At 53.5% G+C, this 21,555-nt stretch carries 12 protein-coding genes; 1 reads left to right on the forward strand and 11 read right to left on the reverse strand.

The genetic code is table 11. The features are described from left to right. Positions 1–52 precede the first annotated feature (52 nt). The 11 genes from ACQKIK_RS10780 to ACQKIK_RS10830 all read right to left on the reverse strand — a co-directional run bounded on the left by ACQKIK_RS10780 (position 53) and on the right by ACQKIK_RS10830 (position 19,993). Positions 53–3,826: a DEAD/DEAH box helicase family protein gene (locus ACQKIK_RS10780; protein WP_499135923.1), complete on the reverse strand. Its 3,774-nt coding sequence runs from the start codon at positions 3,824–3,826 to the stop codon at positions 53–55. Continuing rightward, positions 3,813–5,798, reverse strand: coding sequence for a phospholipase D-like domain-containing protein (locus ACQKIK_RS10785; RefSeq protein WP_499135924.1), 1,986 nt, complete (start codon positions 5,796–5,798; stop codon positions 3,813–3,815). Before ACQKIK_RS10785 ends, ACQKIK_RS10780 begins: the two co-directional genes overlap by 14 nt. After that, complete coding sequence (locus ACQKIK_RS10790; protein ID WP_499135925.1) at positions 5,798–7,003, reverse strand: hypothetical protein; 1,206 nt, start codon at positions 7,001–7,003, stop codon at positions 5,798–5,800. The genes ACQKIK_RS10785 and ACQKIK_RS10790 overlap by 1 nt, the downstream gene beginning before the upstream one ends. Positions 7,004–7,044: 41 nt before the next feature. Beyond that, complete coding sequence (locus ACQKIK_RS10795; protein WP_474470181.1) at positions 7,045–7,500, reverse strand: hypothetical protein; 456 nt, start codon at positions 7,498–7,500, stop codon at positions 7,045–7,047. A 31-nt stretch (positions 7,501–7,531) separates the two neighbouring features. Then, the gene (locus ACQKIK_RS10800; protein WP_499135926.1) at positions 7,532–8,335 is read right to left on the reverse strand and encodes a hypothetical protein; all 804 of its coding nucleotides are present in this window, start codon (positions 8,333–8,335) and stop codon (positions 7,532–7,534) included. Positions 8,336–8,375: 40 nt separating this feature from the next. Further along, positions 8,376–11,972 carry a BREX-1 system adenine-specific DNA-methyltransferase PglX gene (pglX, locus tag ACQKIK_RS10805; RefSeq protein WP_499135927.1) on the reverse strand — a complete coding sequence of 1,199 codons (3,597 nt, stop codon included), beginning with the start codon at positions 11,970–11,972 and terminating at the stop codon, positions 8,376–8,378. Positions 11,973–12,082: 110 nt separating this feature from the next. Next, positions 12,083–12,742, reverse strand: a complete 660-nt coding sequence (locus ACQKIK_RS10810) for a hypothetical protein (protein WP_499135928.1) — start codon at positions 12,740–12,742, stop codon at positions 12,083–12,085. Positions 12,743–12,810: 68 nt separating this feature from the next. Then, entirely contained in the window at positions 12,811–16,479 is a 3,669-nt protein-coding gene (brxC, locus tag ACQKIK_RS10815; RefSeq protein WP_499135929.1) for a BREX system P-loop protein BrxC, read from the reverse strand. Between the two features lie 14 nt (positions 16,480–16,493). Further along, the gene (locus ACQKIK_RS10820; RefSeq protein WP_499135930.1) at positions 16,494–17,072 is read right to left on the reverse strand and encodes a DUF1788 domain-containing protein; all 579 of its coding nucleotides are present in this window, start codon (positions 17,070–17,072) and stop codon (positions 16,494–16,496) included. Further along, positions 17,063–17,731 carry a DUF1819 family protein gene (locus tag ACQKIK_RS10825; protein ID WP_499135931.1) on the reverse strand — a complete coding sequence of 223 codons (669 nt, stop codon included), beginning with the start codon at positions 17,729–17,731 and terminating at the stop codon, positions 17,063–17,065. The genes ACQKIK_RS10820 and ACQKIK_RS10825 overlap by 10 nt, the downstream gene beginning before the upstream one ends. Positions 17,732–18,985: 1,254 nt before the next feature. Then, on the reverse strand, positions 18,986–19,993 hold the full coding sequence (locus tag ACQKIK_RS10830) for an IS5 family transposase (protein WP_499135932.1): 1,008 nt from the start codon (positions 19,991–19,993) through the stop codon (positions 18,986–18,988). A gap of 262 nt (positions 19,994–20,255) precedes the next feature. On the opposite strand from ACQKIK_RS10830, the gene ACQKIK_RS10835 reads away from it, so the two are divergent. After that, positions 20,256–21,023 carry a hypothetical protein gene (locus ACQKIK_RS10835; RefSeq protein ID WP_499135933.1) on the forward strand — a complete coding sequence of 256 codons (768 nt, stop codon included), beginning with the start codon at positions 20,256–20,258 and terminating at the stop codon, positions 21,021–21,023. The last annotated feature ends 532 nt before the right edge of the window (positions 21,024–21,555 follow it).

A 21,555-nucleotide genomic window follows, 5' to 3' on the forward strand; every position in this document is an offset into this window, starting at 1 on the left:
GAAATACCCCGGGGAGCGCCATGCAATATGGAGTTATCAAGATCTGGGTGCCTCAATCACTACCAATCAAACCCAACAGAATTTGCTCCAGGCGATCCGCTTCGGCAGCTACCGAGGCCGCAATAAAGGCTAGCTCCTCACTATTGAAATGAACGACCGGATGACAGGCCCTGACGGCCAACTGCCCACGCTGGTCAACGTGGAAATCCACCAGATCAAACTCCCGATTACGCTTGAGCGTATGGGCCGCGAGCGGGCACGCAGACATGGTTTTCCCACTCTGTGCCAACTCCCGAGTGGCATGGCTATCCAATACGACCGAGCTGAAGATCACGTGCGAATCGTTGAGCCGCCATGCCACCAACTGCTCACGAGCTTCATGGTGGAACAGAAATGAAAGCAATCCATCGCCCTGCTCCCTGATGGTGACCCGACCACTTTGTTCGCAAAGGGCAGAGATCATTGCCTTCAACTTGAGCCTAAAGTTGCTGGGGACGACCACTGATTTTCCAGCACCCATGACCCGTTGATAAACATCCAGTACTTCGTGGCTAATCAAAACCTCTTCACCACCTGCATACACCTCGGCATTGCGCTGAATCAGCAACGCATCGGTGACCGGCTCCACCCCGGCAAGCTGCAATCGAACTAGTGGATCAGCCTGCAAGTCCCGCAACCAATCGACTCGCCCACCTGCATCGAGGCCCTCCAGTGCACATACACGCTCTGAGACTGAACTGGCGGAAAGAAGCAGCTCAGCAAACCCTTTTGCACTGCGCACCTGAATTGAAATCGGAGCTAGCTCATACCCATTCCAGCCCCAACCTTCAGTGGTTTCACGAAGTACCTGCGGTTGGCTGGAGTGATTGAACATATGGGTAATGCAGCGCTCGACTTGACCACGAACATGGCTCAATCGGCCTTCTACCCTGCCCTGTTCTACGACGAGCGATGAGCACAAGCTCTCTCCGGACAGATCCTCCTGACCGATCCTGAACAGGCTTTCAAGCGGCTCAGTGATTTGCGGCTCGATAGCGTTTGAGCAAGCCAACTGCTGACGAAGATCAATGTCTTGCTGAAATGACACGCTGCTATCGCCCAACTTATGCAGTGAGCGCTGGAAAGCATTCAGATTGGCTGCGGCCTGGCGAACCTGAAAAAACTCAAGGCTCTCACGAATATGTGGGTAGCCAACTTGAATAAAGTGCTGCTGATACTGGTCACCGGCGCTGCTCATTTGGCGATGAGCTATCGACGCAATTCGATCAACTCGCCCCACCTTCTGCTCTAGCGCAATCGGGCTGGCTGATATGCCGTAGTGCTGAATGCTGTCGCAGAAGGTGTGCAAGTCCTCACCTTCTTGAAAAACATCAGTGGAAATCAGCACGCGCGGGTAACCGGGCATTCTGAATTTTCGGGCCAAAGGCGAACGATTGGAGCTATTTTCCCCGGTGGCTCCGCTTATCGGCGACAAAGGATTCAGCTGGCCTGTGAGGTAGCGAGTCAACTTGTCAGCCGGTGTGTGGTAAGCCTCAGCGAAATTCAGCTTAATCAACAGATCCAGGTTGGTCGCAACATCGTGAAGAATATGAAATGAGCTAAAGCCCGGGCCGAGGAGCTTCTGCTGACCAAGCAGCTCTGAAAATGCAGAGATCAACTGGCTATCCGCATCTGCTTCATCATTACCCTTGCGCGCACCACGCAGGGCATAGAGGTCAATAAAGGGGTGATCTAATCGACACACCACAGCTAACAACTCGATGTGGGTCAGAAGTCGACGAATACAACGCTCAGCAACCAGCTCATCTGAACCAGACAACTGCTTGAATGTCTCGCTACCCCAGTCCGGGCTCAACATCACAAGTGCCGGTAAAGCACGCATCACATCCCACAGCGTTCTGCGCTTCAGCTCAGCTTGAAGGCTAGCCACATCAGCCAGCTCAACTTCGGCTTTGAAGCCAGCAAAAGCCACTGACAGAATGCGCTCGGCAGCCGCTTTGGCCTGATCATTACCTTGGCTGAGTACCGTCTTAAGGTAGGCAAACTGGGCCAAGCGAAATCGCAACTGTGGAGTCGGCTTAGGCTTCCCATTCCCTCGAATCCATCGCCCCCAATCAATCTGGCATTCTGCCACGTCAGGCATTCCCGATAGAGCTGCCCAATTAGGCTCAAACATGTAGCTGGTCTGACCCAGGGTATTCCGGAAGTTGAAGGGCAACTGCTGCAACTGCTCCGTGGCACCCTCCAGCTCCACATTTTTCCCTCTGTAGAACCAGGTGAAGAAATTCTCACCCGTGGCCTCGACGTCTCCGTCCGCAGCAACGTCTTCCTTCAGCGCCTGATTCCGCTCCCGCACCTGAGCGTTGTATTTATCAAACCAGAAGGCAACGGCAGCATCGGCCCGGATGTAATCACCCACCCAGTGGTCGTACGCGCGCTCCAATTTAAACTTCAGCTCAGAAACGCTCCTGACCCGACGCACAAAAATCAGCTGTTTCTTGCCTTGTTCGAAGCTAAGCCGGTGCGCCTGCTCAGCCACCCAGTCCATCTTCGGGTGCGGCGGAGTGGTCTTGAACTCCTGGTTGAAGTCATCAATCAGACTCTCCACTACATGGCGATCTTGGGCATCACGCTTGCTGCCATCGCTTGCATGATCATCCTGACCATCGAACTCAATGGCTTTGTTCCTTTCACCCGGCAGGTAGCTTTCGAATGACGCCAACATGCCCAACTCAAAGCGTCCCGCGCAATTTTCTCGCAGGTACTCACTGACCTTTTTCTGCAACAGCGCCGCAAACAACTGCTGCTCTATGGACATCTGAACCTCAGCCGCTTCACCTGTCCGGTGCTCACGCCGGTACATGTTTCGCGTGTGACGCTTACCGCACAGATCAATCGCATTGAGTCTGCGAACGATCAACCGTGACAGCACAGCCTGAACCTCTTCACTGGTGCAATCGTTACCGGTTGGCAATGCCACCTGGCGAGCAAAGCCGAATAGGTCGAGCTGATTGCGCAGATGATTAAGCTGACGATCAAACGGGGTGGCAGACAGCAATAACAAACGCCCAACCCGGTTGCGGGCTTCATCTTCAGCGCCCAACAACATGGCCAGCAACTGGTTGCGGTCGCTGCTCTCACGTCCTTTTTTCAGGTTATGGGCTTCATCGACTACCACTAGATCAAACCGGGGCAGGATATTGTTCAAAGCCGAGGCCCAAGCCGATTTGACCTTAGCCTTCAGCCTGGACAATTCGGTGCCTGACAAACCTTCACGTATTTCACCGCGCAACAAGCTTATGTCGTCAGCGTGCTGAGGCAGAAGTCGAGCAAATTGCGCCAGCGATGCCAGCAGATCAGAAGCGGTATTGCCCAAGGCAAAACTAAATGCCGATGTACACACGAAATAATCGCGCGTGCTGCTGGTTGCGACCGACTGAATCAGGTCAGGCAGCCCTGCGCAGGCTCGGTAAGGAGCCACTGGCTGATTGCCCAGCCCCTTAACCGAGAGATCACGCGGCACATAGTTGTACTCGATGAAGCTCTTGTAATCCTTGACCCACTTGTCTCGCACGTTGTTCTTTGGCAGCAGGTACAGCACTCGCAGTGATGGATTAAACCGCCTCATCAGGGCAGCCACACCCAGCGCTATATAGGTCTTACCCATACCGACTTCGTCGGCAAGGTAGGCAACCCGGCTATCAGCTAAACGGTTATGAAGGGCTACCGTACCTTCTAACTGCTGCGCGGCGAGTTGCTCCAATTCGGGCTTGCCAGCAGAGAAATCTATCAAACAAGCAGCGGTATCACGATCAATCCTGTTCACGTGAATACCCATCCCTACTGGTACGCGTCATTGCCGCAACGGGCTCAAAGAATTTGGTTTTGAACCAGCGAATAAACTGCTCACCCTCTGCCCCATCAAGCTGGGTAAGTAGCTCATCGCGCTCCAAAACTGTCAGCGCTTTCTCGGCCTCATGTATCAAGGTTTCGTCTGAGTACACGGCAAATCGTTTCAGCAAATCGGTAACGCTAAGCAGTGTCAGGTACCGAACGATCAGAGAGGCCTCTTTGTTGGTCGAAACCAACCCAACAATACTGGCTAGCACCTTGCGCAACGAGTCCGGCTGCTGACCTTTCAGGTAATACGCTAATGTCTGAAAATCACCCTCACTTTCGGCTTTTTCGAGCCGCTCCGCCAGCTCCCAAAACGCACCATTAACCTGGGAAAACTCAGCGAAAAAGCTTTCGAAAGAGCCTTCAGCTGTCGGCCCAGGCAAAAACTCATCCTGAACACCATCATCCTGACTGGCATGCAGCAACCGAACAGCCAGATCACCGAACAGCTCCAAGCGCCGCGATTCATGCATGCCGATGAAGATTTTCAACAACGCTTGCAAGTCCAAGGCAGGCAAATGGGTCGGCCTACAGAACAGGTTGCGCTGGGAAACCAATACAGTCCCTTCTGCCTCCCCTGCATCAGTAAGCCAGCGGGCATGCATCAACGAGGAGCCCTGTAGATGAGCTTTTAGCTGCGGTGCCGGAGATAACAGATCATCAGCTCCATTGAGCAGTACGCTAACCAGGGCCTCCGCAGCACTATTCAGCAGTACAAGCTCACCTGGTGCCTTACAGGCCGTATGCAGCATGTCAGTCTGCCAGTCGAACGCCACACAGATCGGCGGCATTTCCAGGTCGCCCGCAGCACTGGCGCTACTGGCTTCGACTTCAACCTTGAACCTATCCGGAGGCGCTTGCAGAGCAACCAGCAAGGGTTTTGCGTCCCCGCCCTTGAGCAAGAAACCCGCTTCTACGTTTTGCCGGAAGGCCTTGAAGCTCAGATTGACCGAGCCAACAAAGCACCACGGATCCTTTCCATGCGCCTGGTAAATCTTGGCATGCAGTCGTCGATAAGGACTTTTCGGATCAAGATGACTCTTGCGTATCGACTCACACCACTGCCCCCAGGTTATCAATTCACGTGGCAACGCCTCGTAAACCGATTGCCGATCCACCAACGCCTGCCCCTGTTCATCCAGCGGCAGAAGCACAGTGGCCGATGGATAACGACCTAGAAAATCGATAATGGTGCGGTTGTTACCATCGTCCGCGAAGAACGGGCTGATGATCTCCAGCGCCGCGTCTGTATCGGTATGCTCGGCAATAAAGGTGTCGAAATGACGATGCGCTGCTCCATTGCCCGAGAAGTAAAAACTGCAATTGGGATCATCAGCAGAGGCCTCAAACGCCATCGCCACGCCAAGAATATTGTCCAACACTGGCGACGGTGTGCGAGCCTGATAAAAGCGCAACGCGTCAATGAGAGGCTCAAGGATATTGCCGGGGGCGGAGCCTTCACTCAGCTCGACCCAATGGCCCACCTCAAGGTTTTCCCACCAGCCCGCCTTGGTCAAATTGAACGAGCCGGCACCCAAGACAATGCTCAGCTGCTTGGACTTACGATCACGAACGACCAGCACCATTAGCTTGGCATGCTGGCAGGCACCACCGACTCGCATCGGCAGATAATCAACCTCCAGGCGAGGTGCTAGCTGCGGATCAAATACGCTCAGGTCATACACCACCGCCAAGCGCCCCGCGTGCTGCCGCATCAGGCTTTGCAGCTGGTAATAGCGTATCGATTCGTTGCTCGACAGTGCCGGATTTCCCAAAAACAGCGGCATCACCTCAAGTTCAAAGAAATCTGGTTCAAAGGTGTATGTCGTAAAAAACGCCTGCATTACCTCACGCTCACCAATCACTGCGCGAAAGGCTTCACTAATGGTCAATGCCTTCATCACACAGCCTGCCTGGCAATCTGCAAGAACGAACCCATGAAATAGCTGTTCCACCAACGGCCATGACAGTGCTTAGACAGGCTTTCCGGTATGGAGGCTCGATCATTCGCAACACGCACCCGCAGCGCATCGCCCTGCCATTCAAGCCAGGCCGCACCGCCACGCTGCTGCATGACCTGCTTGTTTTGTTCCAGTACGCAGCTAATCAGTGCATCTGCATCGTGGGCGTTACCAGCCTGATAGAGGTTGGTCAGGAAGGAACGATTAGGGAGTCTGGCCACTGCTTGCCAAGCATCGCCAAGAACCAACCCCTCCAGTCGAGGCTGGAGAACATCGAGTAACGCAGCGCGATTGCAGCCTTTCTGGCCTTGAAGCCATTCCATCAGCGTGGCCGCCAGTACCAGCAAGGGTTCAAGCGACTGAATCTGCTGAACTGTTGCCCTCAAGTCGTCACTAATGCCTGACTGACCGAGCAGCCAGCGACAAAACACAGGCACACTCAGATCACCAGTGAAGTCGCTCAGGTATTCCGCAGACCAACCATATAGCTCTAGCTGCAAAGGTCGTGCGGTTTGCCATTGCAGCAACGCCGCCACAACAGCACGCCGCACTTCTCTATTGCGTAGCAGGCCATTAAACGCTGGCGCAAGCGCGTGCACGCGCTCCAGGCTGACCTCATCGTTCAAAGCAAGCTGATGAAAAGACTGCCACTCAGCATCACCCATGCAGGCCGTCATTTCTGCGACCAGCGTGCTGCCTTGAGCGGTTAAGCGCCTATCAGATCCACTGATCAGCCCAGCAACCTGCATAGCCGTCGAATACAAACCCCACAGGCCATAACTCAGTTGATTACTGAGGATCTGCGCTGCTTCATTTTTACCCAGCGGCAGGTAGCCATTTTTAAAATTGGCCTTGGCCCGAGTGATACCCAGAAAGTTCTCATTGCCCGCAGCCAAACGTAGGTAAGCGGCCAGCTGCTCTGCACGTAAATAATTTGTCTGAATCTGATCCGGCTGATCTGAGCAAGCGTTCGCATGATGGCAACACAGCAGCGCCACCATAAAGTTATCGAGGTTGCTGGTGACGGTGGTCAGGTTACCGACCACCTTGCGCCCCATGTAACTCCAGATGGCCTCGATGCCCAAAGGGTCTCGGGAGCCCTTGGGGCGTGAGCGGTCGTCCATAAGCGAAAGTACGGTCAGCATCAGTCTATTGACTCGAAAAGTCTAAATTCAAAAGATCTTGTTCAACCTTGTTCTGAAACCCACCGCCTATCTTCATCATCAATAATTGGACGAATCTGGCCCGAAGCGTCCTCATAGAGCACAGTAACAACACAAACCGGATCAGCAGGTAAGGCTTGCTTTACCCAGGTAAATTCAGCCCCAGTAAAGTCAGGTAACGCAGGCAAATCTGCATCAAGGACATCAAAAAGCTCGTTAAAAATTACGGCATTTTCGTCATATACAGCGTTCAGCATTGCAACGCCTGTTCGCTCTTCGCCATCTGCATTTACTATTGCAAACCTGCTCGGAACTGGAAACCGCTTCACAGTTAAGTAGTCAGTTCTTGATAGCGATTTCAATACTGCAAGCTTCTCGGCATCAGTGCCATCAAGAGCGTATACCTTGCCACACAGTGCATATACGACTTCAACTGACGCATCATAAATAGCCCAAAGATTGACTGCCAACTCTGCCATAGCATTCCCCTTAATTATAAAATCCCAAAAACTACAAAGCCATACGCCCCGATACAACACCATCCACACAAATAAAAATTATTTTGTGCACTTTCTCGACATGCGTAATCAGGCGATCTTCACGAACACAACTAGTACAGACAGGACACTTTGGCATTTCTTTTTTTGGTTCAGCCTTAATTTTTTTCTTTATAACGGGATCAGGATGAGAGTGAATAATCGAGCAAGACAATGCATCTGTCAGGCGAGCAGGGTCGACAACGGCCATACCGCTCCAGACCAGCCAGTTTTTCTTGATCGAGTCATAGTCAAGGATAGAAACCTCAAATAAACCGGGGCTAACAGGGCGATAGCGGAAAATATCAGCCATCACGACTTGGCTGCTGCGAAAGCAGATAGATATTTTCTTGCCCAGCGTTGTCCCGGTAGCGGAATACACCCCAACTGCTCCGGCTTTTTCCGAGATAGTCACGCCTCCAAAAGGCTTCCAGTCCTCTCGACTAGATTTGTTTGCAGGAGATCTAGGTGAGCTAACTGGCTCATTCGCCGTGCAGGGGTGTTTGGGCCAAGGAGGGCCTAATTCATCAAAATAGACTCTGCCCCCGTATGACGACTCGTAGTAATACACTGGCGCGCCGCAGACCGGACAGGCGGCATTTGGATGAGTAATGCCCCCGGAAAGCTCTGACAGCGTGGCAACTTGCAAGCCAATTTTGCGCACAGGTTTGGGCTTGTTAAAAAGCCACTGGGCAAAATCTCCCCCGCCACCACCGCCATACCAAACCCCTCCCCAGCCACAATTGCAGCCTGGGGGGTGATTGTTTGCATTGCACATAAGCGACTCCCTTCACTTTGTCCCTAATGCCCGGCCAGGCTTAATCTTCCTTACCGCCCGTTATGGCTTTCACTTCAGCCAGCAGATTACCGAACTTCCCATAATTGACCTTTACGCCATCATCCAGATCGAGGGTGATGCGTTGGTCGGCGTAGGGGCGAAGGTTTTCGTCGAAGCGGCGGAGTTCTTCGAGTTGTTTGGTGAGCTTATCTTTGCGCTTTTGCAGGGCTTTTTGTTGGGCGCTGCTGGTAGCGCTGTCGATGTCATCGGTGAGCTTGTCGATACGGGCCTGCATGCGGCTTTGCAGGGGCACGACGTACTCCATGCGCATACGGGAGAGCGTACCCTCGTTATAGCGGTGCAGGTAAACTAGGCACTCGAAGGCCTTTTGCTTGCCGCTGGAGAACAGCCAATAGATTGGGCGCTTCTTGTAGGTTTGTAGGTGGTCTTTGTAGAAACTGGTGGATAGATAGCGGCGGACAGCCTCGTCGGCAGACTCACCAGCCTTACGGCCCAGACTATCAGCAAGCCATTCCATATTCTCTACAAGCGTTTCAGCGCCCCATACTACCTTGACGAAATCGCGCACGCGCTCGGCGGCATCGTCCTCGAACCAGGCCTCGTCAGAGATGGGGATAATGCCGTCGGCATCCGCTGAAAATTTGAGATAGCATGAGGAATCAAAACCAATTCCGCCGCTATGAGCGTAGGCCAAGCCTGGCTCATCTAGGCTGTAGCGACCCATCATGCAGCCCACCACATAAGAGATTAATCGCTGCATGTCTTTTTCACGGTTGGAGCTTGCAAGAGTTATCTGATCATCTTCAACATCTGGGGAAAGATAATCCTGCAACCCATAAACACCGATAAAATATTCGTTATTTTCTCGCTCAAGCGCCACTGCCTCGGCGCGGCCTAACGAAGTAATTTTGGAGTACCTCTCCCAAGACTGACCGAGTGACTCACCATCGCAGTCACCAATTAATAGACATCGACTAAACCCCCATGAATCTTCATAGGAATCCCAGTCAGACGCAGCCACCTGAACTATCTTTTTCAGAACTTCTAAGTTATCAATCGATCTAGGTATTGGCAAACGAGCAATATTACCTTGCTCATAATTGAGCGTCCCTGACAGATAACCTAAAAAAACAGGGGCAACCTTTGAGTTTAAAAAACCCAACACTTGAATAAGCCTATCCTCATCACTCGTGAAAAGCTTCATTCCAGCATCACTAAAAATCGCACCAGCACGACTAAAGCGCGCAGAGAAGTTACCAGATGTAATCTTCCCCCACGTCACCCCAGATTGAAAATATAAATCCTCTGAGGGACAGTGGTTGCCCATCCCCTTTAATATCTTGTAGTCTGCTTCACTAAAAGCAACGACACTGTAGTTATTTCCAAACCACCTTTTAAAAGGGCCGCCCTTATCTATAGGAAACCATTTCTTACCACTAATCCAAGCATCCTTTTTGTCTAAGCAACCAAATCCGACTTTATCAAAATCAACTTCATGCCAAAGACGTATAAACCTATCATTATCGCCTGTCGCCATCCCTTGCCGAACAACTGACAATACATCCAACGCAGGGAATTTTTCAAATGCTGAGCGAGCCTGCTGTGTCGCCCAGTAAGCTATTGGGGATCCTGGGATAACTTTAAAATCTTCCTGTACTGTTCGATCAAATCGCATTTGATTAGCCAGCAATGCTGTCTCCTTTACACTCTCAACCCCATCGGTCAAGCGAAAGAAAGCTGGCTTAAAACCCTGCAAGTACTGACATTGCAATATAAACGCCGTAGTCTGTACCACCTCCCCAGAAATTTCACTAAAGGCTCGCGCACCCAAATGTGCCATGATATTAATTGTGCGGTCAGAAAGAATTTTCTCTCGCATCGCCTGATATGAAGAAAGAAACATCCAGCTTTGCATGGTCACCAAACTGTTGAAACCACTCTGCCTGCATAAAATAAAGCCGCGCTCAATAAACATGGCAAATAAGTCTGCCTTGCTATCAGAGAAGCTTCTCTTAGCAAAATCCTTCAGAGCCTGATTCATGCCCTTCTGCCCCATGTAAGGCGGATTCGCCACGACAGCATCGTATTGCAGAGCAAGTAAGCTAGCCGGCCATGCAAACTGCTCCAGAACTTGGCTGGCATAGCTGCGTGACAAATCATCGCCCTTGCTTCGCACGCTAGCGAGCAAATCGACAATCTTACCCAGCCTAGCCCTAAGAGTATCCGGCACGCTGATTAGCGAACCAAAGGTCTTGCCATGCTCAAACAACTTAATCAGTTGGCGCAAGTCGAGCACAGTCAGCCCCGAGCTGTGCTGAGTTTCCAACTGCCCCCCACCAAACAGCTGCCCCGAGTGAAATGCATCGCCACCTTCAATCTGTATAGCCGCATTGAGTATTACTCGGGCCATCTCCTCATCCGGCAGACCTGCACTTTCCTGAATGGCCATCACATTTAGGTGCGGCGGATTCCCCTCTTCATCGAATAGCCGACGATCATCCTCGCGAGCCTTCATCAGCAAGGCGAAACCAGCTAGCTGAGCAGCACGGTCGTCGATATCCAGACCATATAGGTTCTTTTGCAGGATCAGCCGAGGAATCTCGCGTAGGCGATAGCCCCGCTCCTCATAGATGGCGCGCAGCAGGTTGTAGGCTTCCACCAGGATATGACCGGATCCGCAGGCCGGATCGAGCACGGTCAACGACTCAGGATTGAGCGTGCCACCATCCTCATCCATGCGCACCTTAATCAGCGCATCGAGCTGAGCCTGCACCTCCGGCGTTTGCTCGGCGGGCTCGATGTAGTAGGGCATTTTGTCTTTGAGGTTGGAGCCTGGGTTAGCCATCAGCCAGAGGCGACCGAGACTGTTCTGCACCAGGTACTGAACTATCCAGTTGGGGGTAAACAACTGGGTGGCGGCGGGAATGTCCTCGCTCTTGACCACCTTGCCGATCACTTCGTCCTTTTTGTTGCTGATGTAGAACTGGTAGAGCCAGCCGATGACTTCTACCTCTTGCCAGTCGGCCTCGTCGATATCACTAACCATGTGAGCAATGGGCGAGTCGGTGCGCAGGAGGTTGTCTGGGAGCAGCAGCTCGGTCGCATCGTCCAGCGCCTCGAAGAGGAACGGCATATTGCGGTGCAGCTCATGACACTGGGCGAGGAAAATCTCGCGGTACAGCACTTCGTCCTGATTACCTGCGGTTTTCAGGCGAATAACCTCGGCCTTGTTCAGGCCAGGAAGATCAAGGTGCTGAACGTGATCCAGGATCTCCGGCTGCTGGCCCTGCGGGTGGCTGAGTACACGGTAACCGTGGCTCAGGTAGCCCTTGAGTTCCATAAAGCGAATGGCGACCAAGCGGTTGAACCAGGTATAAGCCAGGGCCTCGACCACGGAGCTGAAGCCCTGCTGCTGAATACGCTGAGCCAGCGCTGAGCGCTGCTTGGCAACACTGACCGGGAACGGCTGGCCAGCAATCAGCAATACGTCGCCTGTTTGTTCGACACTGACCGGCAATGTCGGATCAAGCCCTAGGCGGCGGGCACGCAGGGTGACGGCCTCGATAAAGTCAAGACGGGCCTGGGGGGCGTATTTTTTCAGAGCGGAGCGGTTCATTCGATATTCCTTGCGGGCCTTGGCCTGGTATTTCTGCCGAGCTAGTCAGCCCTATGCCAAAGCTCGCCGGTATCCGACGAACTCAGCAGTATTCATGGATGGTGAGCGCTTCAGAAGTCTTCCGCTGGAGCCTGTTTGACGCTATCCAGCATTTGCTGCTGATAGAGGCCGGGGAGCATGAACTTGATGAGCAAGGCCGACGTCTCTGTGTCCTGCACAACATATAATTCAGCAGTTCGAGCGCTCTTAGGGGCGGCAACAGTGGCCGCGTGAGCTGACTTGTGCATTCTCACTTTCTCAGCGGGCTGCTCAAGAAAGATATAGGTTAATTGGCCTTGATTGAGATTGAGCGTCTCGTAGTCATTGACTTTGGTTTGAAACGCTTGAACATTCCCACTTGAGCGAATGGCTTCAACCATATCGAACTGATCGCGCGTACCGCGCATGCCAACCATGGTGAAGCCTTTGACTAATGCTCCAGTGGCTTTGACATAGACGTCTTGATCAAACTCCGATACCAGCATCACAGCTTGCAAGCGCTCGCGGGATGGAATCAACACCGCACCAAAGATATGGCCCAGGAACTCTACTTCATCTGTACACAGCGCTTTTGCGCCAAAGTCTGCTGAGCAATCGTAATAACCCTCGGCCTCGGTAAAAGCTGACATGGGCGCATCGTATGCCCAGGACTTGAATAGCTTGGGTTGCTCAGCGGCAACCGCTTGGGATACGAGCAAAAGGCCTGCACAAACAGCAATCAAAGTACGCATGAGGAATTCCTTTTCAGGGGCAGATTTTCCACCTACCCAGCCTACTGGATGGGCAGGTACGATCAGTATTAACGTATTTCTACACGCTGATTATCAGCGATTGCCTGCTCAAGCTCTTTACGCAGCTTGGCGAGGAAGTTCTCGATATCGGCCTGGGTTTCGATATAGCCGGAGCCCGCAAGCAGCTGAGCATCAACAACCCGGCGCTTTTTGACAGGTACGACCGGCGCGACAACAGCCGCAGGCGAACTGGGTAGATCAGCAGCAGGCTCGGCCACTGGCACACCTGAGTTACCGCTACCCGATATCACCGGTTTGGCCGCCGCTGCGCTGGCTGCGGCCTTGGCTCTGGCGGCAGCCTGTTCAGCTAACAGGTGTAGATGGTCGATGGCTGCATCAGCCAGGTCGCGAGCTTCATCCTGCATCTGGCTGATATGGGCCAAGCTGCGCTGTTTGCTAATGCGCTGCCGGAGGTTTTGCAGGGCGAGCAGGCTCTTGTTGCGCTGATCCGTGCTGGCTTGTAGGTCATCCAGTTCAGCGGTGACCTTGGCCAATTGCTTACCCAGCCAGGCATCCGCGCGCTCGTGGGCCTCTTTGAGGAAACCGTCGTTGATCTGGGTGATCGTTTGAATCAGCCCTTCACCTTCACGAATCAGATTGAACGGAGCCTTGGCGCTGAGGATTTCGTCGATGCGTGCTAGGGCACGAGCGGCTTTTTCATCCTTCTCCAGCTTGGGCCGGTTGGGCTGGAAGTCCCGCTGCGCCGCACCTAGCTTGTCCCAGGCGGTTTTCTGGCTGCTGTAGAAGTTATCCAGGTCACCATAGCTGTCAGATAGGTCGAGCAGCGCACTGCGTTCCTTGAGGAACAGTTGGATAGCATCGAAGCTATCCGGCGCAGCCTTGAGTTTGCCAATCAGCTTGATGCCCTGGTCGATGTCATCCAACCCCGGGTACTGGCCGGTCTGTGCCAATGCACGCCACTGTTTGAACTCACTTTCCCAGCTGGCCAAGCTGCTTTGCAGATGGCTATAGAGGCTGTCTTCGCCATCCGGGGCGATCTTCTGAAACACCTCTTTGAACTGCTGACGAGCTTTTTGCAGCTCGCCTGAACCCACCTGCTGACGCTTCTGAATTTCAGTGGTGCGCCAGCGAGCCGGGGTGGAGATTTCATTCCAGATTTGCTGCGGGGCCAACGGGCCACCGTTGCCGATCAGGCTGACTTCGCCTTTGAGCATCAGCCTTACGATCAGCAATACGGTTTCCCATTCTGGCCAACCATAAGGGCGACGACCGTAGTGGGTCTCCGCGAGGTCATGCAGGACGATGCGACGCGATTGCCCCGCCAGCAGTTCAATGTGCTGACTCACCTCTTTCAGTGCGCGTGGATTAGCTTCGCCGGTGCTCTCCAGGCCCAGGCCCGGCGTTTGCGGCGTGGCCAGCATGGCCTGGATTTCTTTCTGCGGATCGCTGCTCAGGTGCTGGATGTAACCCAGTTTGCTGAAGGTATTACGCACTAGGTAGTCGAGCGCTTCTTCGGCCAACATCGGCGCACTGGACGCTTTGGTTTCCAGCTTGTTGCCTGCAACGTATACCTCAGCTTCACGCAGCAGACGATCCACGGTGGTACTCAGACGCTGGCGGCGCTGGCGGTTTTCTTCGGCACGATCCTGAAGGATGCGCTTGGTGTTATGCGGCAGCGTGCCGTCGTTTTTGCGGGTGATGTATTTGTCGGTTTGCAGGTACAAACGCAGCTCGCGAGCCAGATCGCGTTCGTCCTCCAGGCGCAAGAGCACACTGCCCTCCCCCTGACTGGATTCAAGAATGCAGCGTTGCTCGCTCCAGGTGTCTCGATCATCCACCAGGGGGCTGATAACCGAGATCAGCAGATCACCATCAACACGGTTGCCCAGGGGGTGAAGATCACACTGGCGGTTGAGGCCAAAGTCTTTGCCGTTATCGGGGAAGCGGAACTTGCGCTGACCACGCAGCGCTTCATCAAAGAGCAGCTGACCCAGCTCGCGGGCCTCATCAGCGCTGGTGAGGTCGACATCCTTGATCTCACGGCTGATGTCGCGCTCTTCGTTGGTCAAGAAGAAGAAGTCATCACCGTTCCGGCTGACCAGGGTTTCCTTCTCCAGGCGCTGGAGGCTGTCTTCGATCTGCTTGCGCAGGCCTTGGCGGTCAGCGTCGATCTCATCGATAAACAGAGTGATCAGGTTATCGACGTTACCCTTGATCTCATCGACGTAGCGGATGAGGAACAGGGTCTTCAGCACCAGCGGGTCGAAGTCTTGCAAGCTTGGATTGCTCGCGGCGTTGTCGATGGTCGACTTGACCACGCCCTCAAGGAAGCCTTCGATGGACGGATAGAAGCGGTAAAGCGGAACCAGGACGCCGATGTTGTTTTCACTGACGGCCTTGGCGGCTGACTGAAAGGCATCCAGCAGCGAGCGCTCACCTCGGGCCAGGTGGGTGCCGGTGGCACCGGCTTTGCGGATGCTTTCAAAGATGCGCTGCACGAGCTGGAACTGGTACGGCACAAAGGGGTAAACGGCGGCGAAGTTATCTTCGTCGCTGAACGCTTTATAGGTGCGCCCGGTGTTGGTGAAGCTGAGCTGGTTGCGCAGAATGTCGGCCTTCTCGCGGTAGATCTTGCGCAGGGCATCCTTGGGCTCAGGTTCTTTGTCGAGCAAACGACGCTGAATGACCTCATCGACGTTGCCGCTGGACAGCGACAGACGCGTTTTGAAGCGACCCTGAATTTTGGAGAAGTCGTTGGCCTTGGAAGCGCGGACTTCACCCAATACGGCATCGATATCTTCCTGCGAAGTGACCAGAACCCAGGCACGACCACCGCAGACCGTACCGAGGTTCTCGGTGATGGTTTGCAGGCTGAGCATCAGATGGGTGTCCTGCCCAATGAACTGGCCGACTTCGTCCACCAGGAACACGATGCGCTGATCCTTGCCGCGCTTATCCAGGTATTCCTTCACCCATTTGGCAAAGCTTTCGACATTAAGGCTGAAGTCGTTTTCGAAGCGCTCCACCCAAGCGTCGGCATCTTTGATTTCCTGCCCGAGGGTTTGCGACAGAGCAGTAGCCAGTGCATCAACCTGGAAATGATAGGCGTCGCGCTCGTCTTCCCAGGTGGAACCTGACGCGTCGGCAAACGCCTGCTTGAACGCAGCAAACTTGCCTAGGTCATCCAGGTGGCGCTCCATGTGGGCGATATGCGGGTGATCACCGCAGAAGCCCAAGCGCTCATTGAAGATCTTAAGAAAGACACGAAGGATGGCATCGCGGCCATCACCGCTATCAGCCTTGCTGTCGATGTTGAACAGCAGCACATCGGTCTCGGCGGCGATGGCACGCTTGATGTCGGCAGCGAGCATCGGGTCGGCAATTTTGCGCTCGAAGAAATCGATGGCCTGCCGCGTTTCGCCGTCCTTGCTGACCTGCTTGTTCTCCAACAGGTAAGAGAGGATTTTCAGGAAGTGCGATTTACCCGAACCGAAGAAACCAGAGATCCACACCCCCACTCGCCCAGACGCATCCTGGGGGTTGTCCAGGGCCGCCAGGTAGCTTTCAAAAAAGCTACGCAGGTGCTGATCCAGCTCACGGGTGATGACGTACTCATCCAGCTCTTGCCAGACGGACTCAGCATCATCCTGATCAGCCTTGATCACGCCATTGATGGAGCGGTGAATGGAGCGGGTAAACAGACTCTTGATTTGCACGGTGGACATCCTTTTCAGCTCACCAGACGGAAAGCACGGTAATAAGGTTTCTCGCCCAGCTGACCGAACAGCTTTAGCGATTGGCCGTCATAGAGGCCTGGATAAAACACCACCAGCGGGGTCTGCCCCATGAAAGGCTGGAGGTTGTTCAGGAGGTTGTGGGTGCGGATCAGTGGATAGGCACTGCCGACACCATTGATGACCAGCAAGCCGTACTCACTGGGCGGATAGCGATCAACCAGTTCTTTGGCCACCTTGCCTGCATCCAGTGGTGCCTTGAGGGCTTTTTGCAGAGCCTCGTCGCCCTTCTGCGCTTGCAGGTCGATGGACTTATCCAGCAGCTTGCGGTTGTTGAGCATTTCCAGCAGCAGTTCAAACAGGTTGATGAACGCAACCTTCAGCTCTGGGCGACGTTTGCTGATAGCACCTTCAAGAAACCGGACATGCTCGCGCACCTTCACCTCGTCCTGCGGCGGATAGTCAAAGGCGTAAAAAGGAACCTCATTACCCAGGCCTTGGCCACCGAGAAAATCATCGGAGGTAACCTTATCCAGAATTTTATTGAGGCGTTCATCGAGGTCGTTCACGGGCATACCTGGAGGCAATCGAGCACGTACTGCTCATTGTGTTGACGTAAATAGTGAAGAACCGCTGGTTCAATCTGCTGACTGCGTAGGCGCAAGCTACGGGTGTTCTCGATGAACCCAGCCTCCGCCAACATACGCATGGCATTTTGCCTTAACTTAACCCGTGTGGAGTCGCTGAGGGTAGGCATGTTCGGCTGCGAACGCAGGCTGTCTTCGATGTAGGCATCCCAATGGCGTGCTTCCAGGTGGGTGGCGAAGCGACGGAACTGGTCACGCACGACGGTACGCAGGAAATCGCCAAATAAGGGCGAGAATTTCACGGTAGCAGCCAGGACGGCATGGGTCGCAACAGGCATGCTGCCGTCACGCACCAATTGCCAGAGATCTGCATCCATCGTTTGCAACCGGGCACGCGCCAAATCGGCATAGCTCGCTGCCGTCTTGGCCGTACGTTTTTGCAGTACATTCAGCTCATGTACTTGCTTTTCCCATTCTTGAGCTTCCACTCCCTGCAACAGCAGGCCAGCAACGATGCGGGTCTCGGGCACAATTAATGAGCATTTGGTGAAATTGGCCAGGTAAAGAGTGCTCATAAGGGCTTCGAACTCATCAACGACATCAAAGCGCCTATTTTGAGTGCCGGCCGGACTGAGCGCCAGCGACAAACGCCCTAGCGCCGACCACATTCAAGAGTGCAAGGTGATGGGCAAATCGAGAAGACACTCGATACAACGCGCATGACGAGTTCTTGCTCTCGTGTCGTTCCTTCTGTCGATAGGCACACAAGACCGACCATTCCGGATCGGCAATAGCCGATTGAGCTCAGCAGGCGCTGGTGGTTTTACCAGTGAGTCGATTTCAAGGCCACCATCCCCGCGGCCTCACGTTCCTTCATTATGGACGGTGTTTCAGCTCGGTCAGGCGCGCGGTATAGCGGATCGAGTCGTACTGGCTGCCCCGAGGTCGCGGTAGTGGATCAGCCTCTTGTGCGACGCCGCTGACGTGACATGCAGCGCCTGCTCCAGGCATCCAGCACGAGCCGACCTTCATGCTGGCACTGGCGCGGGGCGCAAAGACGTCGATGACGGGGAGGCCGGGAAGGGGGACATCGAAACGCTCATGCCTGTGCTACGTCTATCCTAAGGGATCGTATCTCGTTCGCGTTGCGCAGCTCGCCATACCCTCGCCCGGGCGCTTCGGAGCGCTCCCGCTAATCAGAGTCGAGGCCAGATGATAGAAAGCTCGCGATGGACTGCGGAAGAATGATTGAAAAAAAACTGAAATCTCAATATAAGTGACTTGAAGTAAAAAACAAACACAACATCTTGTGTTTTAGCCAAAAAAATTTTGGCCGTTTCGTTTTTTTGTTGTCAAACCTTAAGCCGCAGCCTGTCGGCCGCGAAGGAGGCGATCCCTAGGGAGAGGGAGGTGCCAGCTGCACATGCTCTTCAAATTTAACGGTCGTGCTTGATCAATGGATGCCACAAAATCGCGTCTCATCTGACACAAAAAATTCAGGCTTCACATCACTCGCTTTTTTTTGTTCTCAAATATATAGATCCGTCTCGCGAATTTTTTTTCAACCCCCTCTGTTTTGATTTTCCGACGAACGGTCGCTATTGGCAAATAGTCAATACTCATAACGGCGTTACTTTCCTTTTAAAATCAGGATGTTACGAATGTAACTAGCCAAAACGACGCTGCACTTCAATTCGTGTTTATTTTCGGTTCCGACTGGCTTAAAAAGACAAATCTTCGCGTCCAGCTGCCACTGCCACCCGCTCCCAATCGGGCACCTCTAAAAACACATCCGGGCTGAGCCAGGATGCGAAAGTGCAGCTCCTTGGCATCCGAACGCCGACTTGGGCGCTCGCAGAGCATCGTGAATGGCCGGTTGCATCACGCAACCGGTGCCCGGTTCAGGTCATTTCCAGCAGGCTCGACATCCGCTTGAGGTTGTAAACCGCCGATTTGACTATCAGGCCAAATTGGGCTCGCGCCAGACCAATGCTCCGGATTATCTTGCCGCCCATCTGCGCGAGGCTGGCAAAGACATGTTCGACGCGGGCTCGGGGGCTGGCTATGCGCTTGTTTTGTGCCTTGCCCCGCTCCCCTATAGGCTTGCCAGCCTGGCCCTTGCGCTGGATATGCGGTCGCCAGCCGATCATCCGGAGCCACTGCTCTCGGGGCTTATCGTGATAGCCGCGATCCGCCCAGAAGACCCGGCTGCTGTTGTTCCGGTCGAGCACATCCACCAGATGCCGGGTATCGGCCTCGCTGGCATCGCTCACCCTCACGCAGCGAATGAGCTTGTGCCGGCGATCCAAGCTGACCGAGAGCTTGTAGCCGAAATACGACTTGCCGTGCTTCTTCGTCCAGCGCGCTTGGACATCCTTTTGCCGCCGTTTGGCGGGCGACCATTCGACCGGTACCGCCTGCTCCTTCACCACCGCTTCCTCATCGGCCGTGTTGTGCTGAATGGGTGCGCGAACGATGCTGGCGTCGATGATCTGCCCCTCGCGGGCCCGGAATCCATGCTGCTGCAACTGGCGCTGCACCTCGGCAAAGATCTGATGCTCGACGTTGGCCTGTACCAGGCGCTCGCGAAAGACCCAGATCGTGTTGCGATCCGGAAATCGCCCGGAGTGCTTCAGCCCGGCAAAACGCTGGAAGCTCATGCGGTCGATCAGCTGGAACTCCATCTGCTCATCGGACAGGTTGAACAGCTGCTGGAGCACCAGAAGGCGGGTCATCAACTCCGTTGGATAGGGAGGCCGACCGCCCTTGGCCCGACTGGGCCTGGGCGCCCAGCGGTCGATCTCGGCTGCCAGGGCCGTAAAGTCCACATGCTTGTCCAGCAGGGCCAGTGGATCGCCCAGGCTGTCCAGCTTGGCTTCACGTTCCTGGTCGGCAAACAGACTGAGCATGGGCAGAGCTCCGGAGGATCAAGGGCGCGCCGATTTTTCCGTGAGGTGGCCGGTTTTTAGAGGCCCCCTAATATGGGAGCTTCCCCCATTAGCAGAGCAGCGCTCTGCACAGCGCCGCCTGGGCTTATCCATATCAAATGACTGATATAAACCCAAACCTGAATATAAGTAACTTTCAATATACGACAAGCCTCTAACCGATTGACAAAGTAGAAACGTATAGCTCACCATATATACATTATAAAAATAATAAGGATAAAAAATGCGCTATCATTATCTGATAAACGGAACAACGTGCCACTTTCATTACGACAAGAACGAACCTCTTCATGAGGTAGAAAGCATCACCAGCCTGTTTAACCTAAGCCAGGAAACCAAGAAAACCTTAATTCAGGCTTGGCATGCGCGCATAGTTTTCATGCCCGATAGAGATCCTTCAATGAGCTATGCCCCCGTCAGCTTCTCAAAATGCATTCCAGAAAAGTTTCTGGATGATTTTATTCGTCAGGCTGATGCTAAACAAACAGCAGCAAGCATCCTTCGCCCTAGCTCCCTAGCCGCACAAATCATTAATTATCGCCTTGATTCGATCGTTGGCAATACCACCGCTCAGCATGCATATGCTAGCGCTGCCGTTCGAAAGACTGTTGAAAGCGTTTCCGGGAAAATGTATCGATTCGTTTATAACGCAATGGACATATCTGAGAAAAACAAAAAACTCAGCGAAGATCAGGTCAATGCGTGGCTGCACATAAAAAGCCTCTTACCAAAAAGGTCAGCCCCCATCAACGAACGTCATTTGTTCGCTTTGTTTCTCATGATTGCGCCGCATTGGCCGGCTCAGGGAGTCCTTGCAGTGACTCATCAGCAGACAAAGATAAACGATGTCGTCTGCAAGGTTATTGAGGTAATGAGGAAAAAGGAACTCACTGATAACGAGAAGTCTTTTGTGTTTCTCGAAGCCATTAGGAATATAACCATCGGCCACTTCCTTAAAAAAGACTCTACAGATACTGAGCTGGGATGGTAAAGCCTGGCGCAGAAGCCCCAGGCATTGAGCTAATTAACCTTAGTTACACAGCTCACCCTCTATTAGTTTTCTTTTGACGGGTTTGGATCTAAGGAAATCATCAGCTGCACTCATGCCGTCCTTCTCCAAGCGATTTGTAGCCCTGCGAATGATAGAAATATGTTTTTCTAGACCAAACTCGTGAGCTATATGGGGCAAGCTTCTGCCATGTGTCATTTCTGAAAACGGAAACGACCTAGAGGGAGTGCGTATTCCGGTACAACAGTCGTGGCGATTCGACAACGTGAACCGCTTGGCTGAGTCGAAGTACCCCTGTGGGTGAGTTCGCCGAACACGTCTAGCGATATACTCAAGTGCACATTTTTTAATTTTCTCAATCAGCACCTCATAACCGCTCTCTTGGACTTTATTTGCGGCGATTGCTGCATCTACAGCGGAAACATGAACACACATGGTCAACCTCATTATCTGAATAGGAATTGTCGAAGGCCGTGCCTATAGCGATAAGCGAACATAAATAGCGATGGGTATA

This window comes from Pseudomonas sp. NPDC047961, assembly GCF_050272435.1.
Lineage (GTDB): Bacteria > Pseudomonadota > Gammaproteobacteria > Pseudomonadales > Pseudomonadaceae > Stutzerimonas.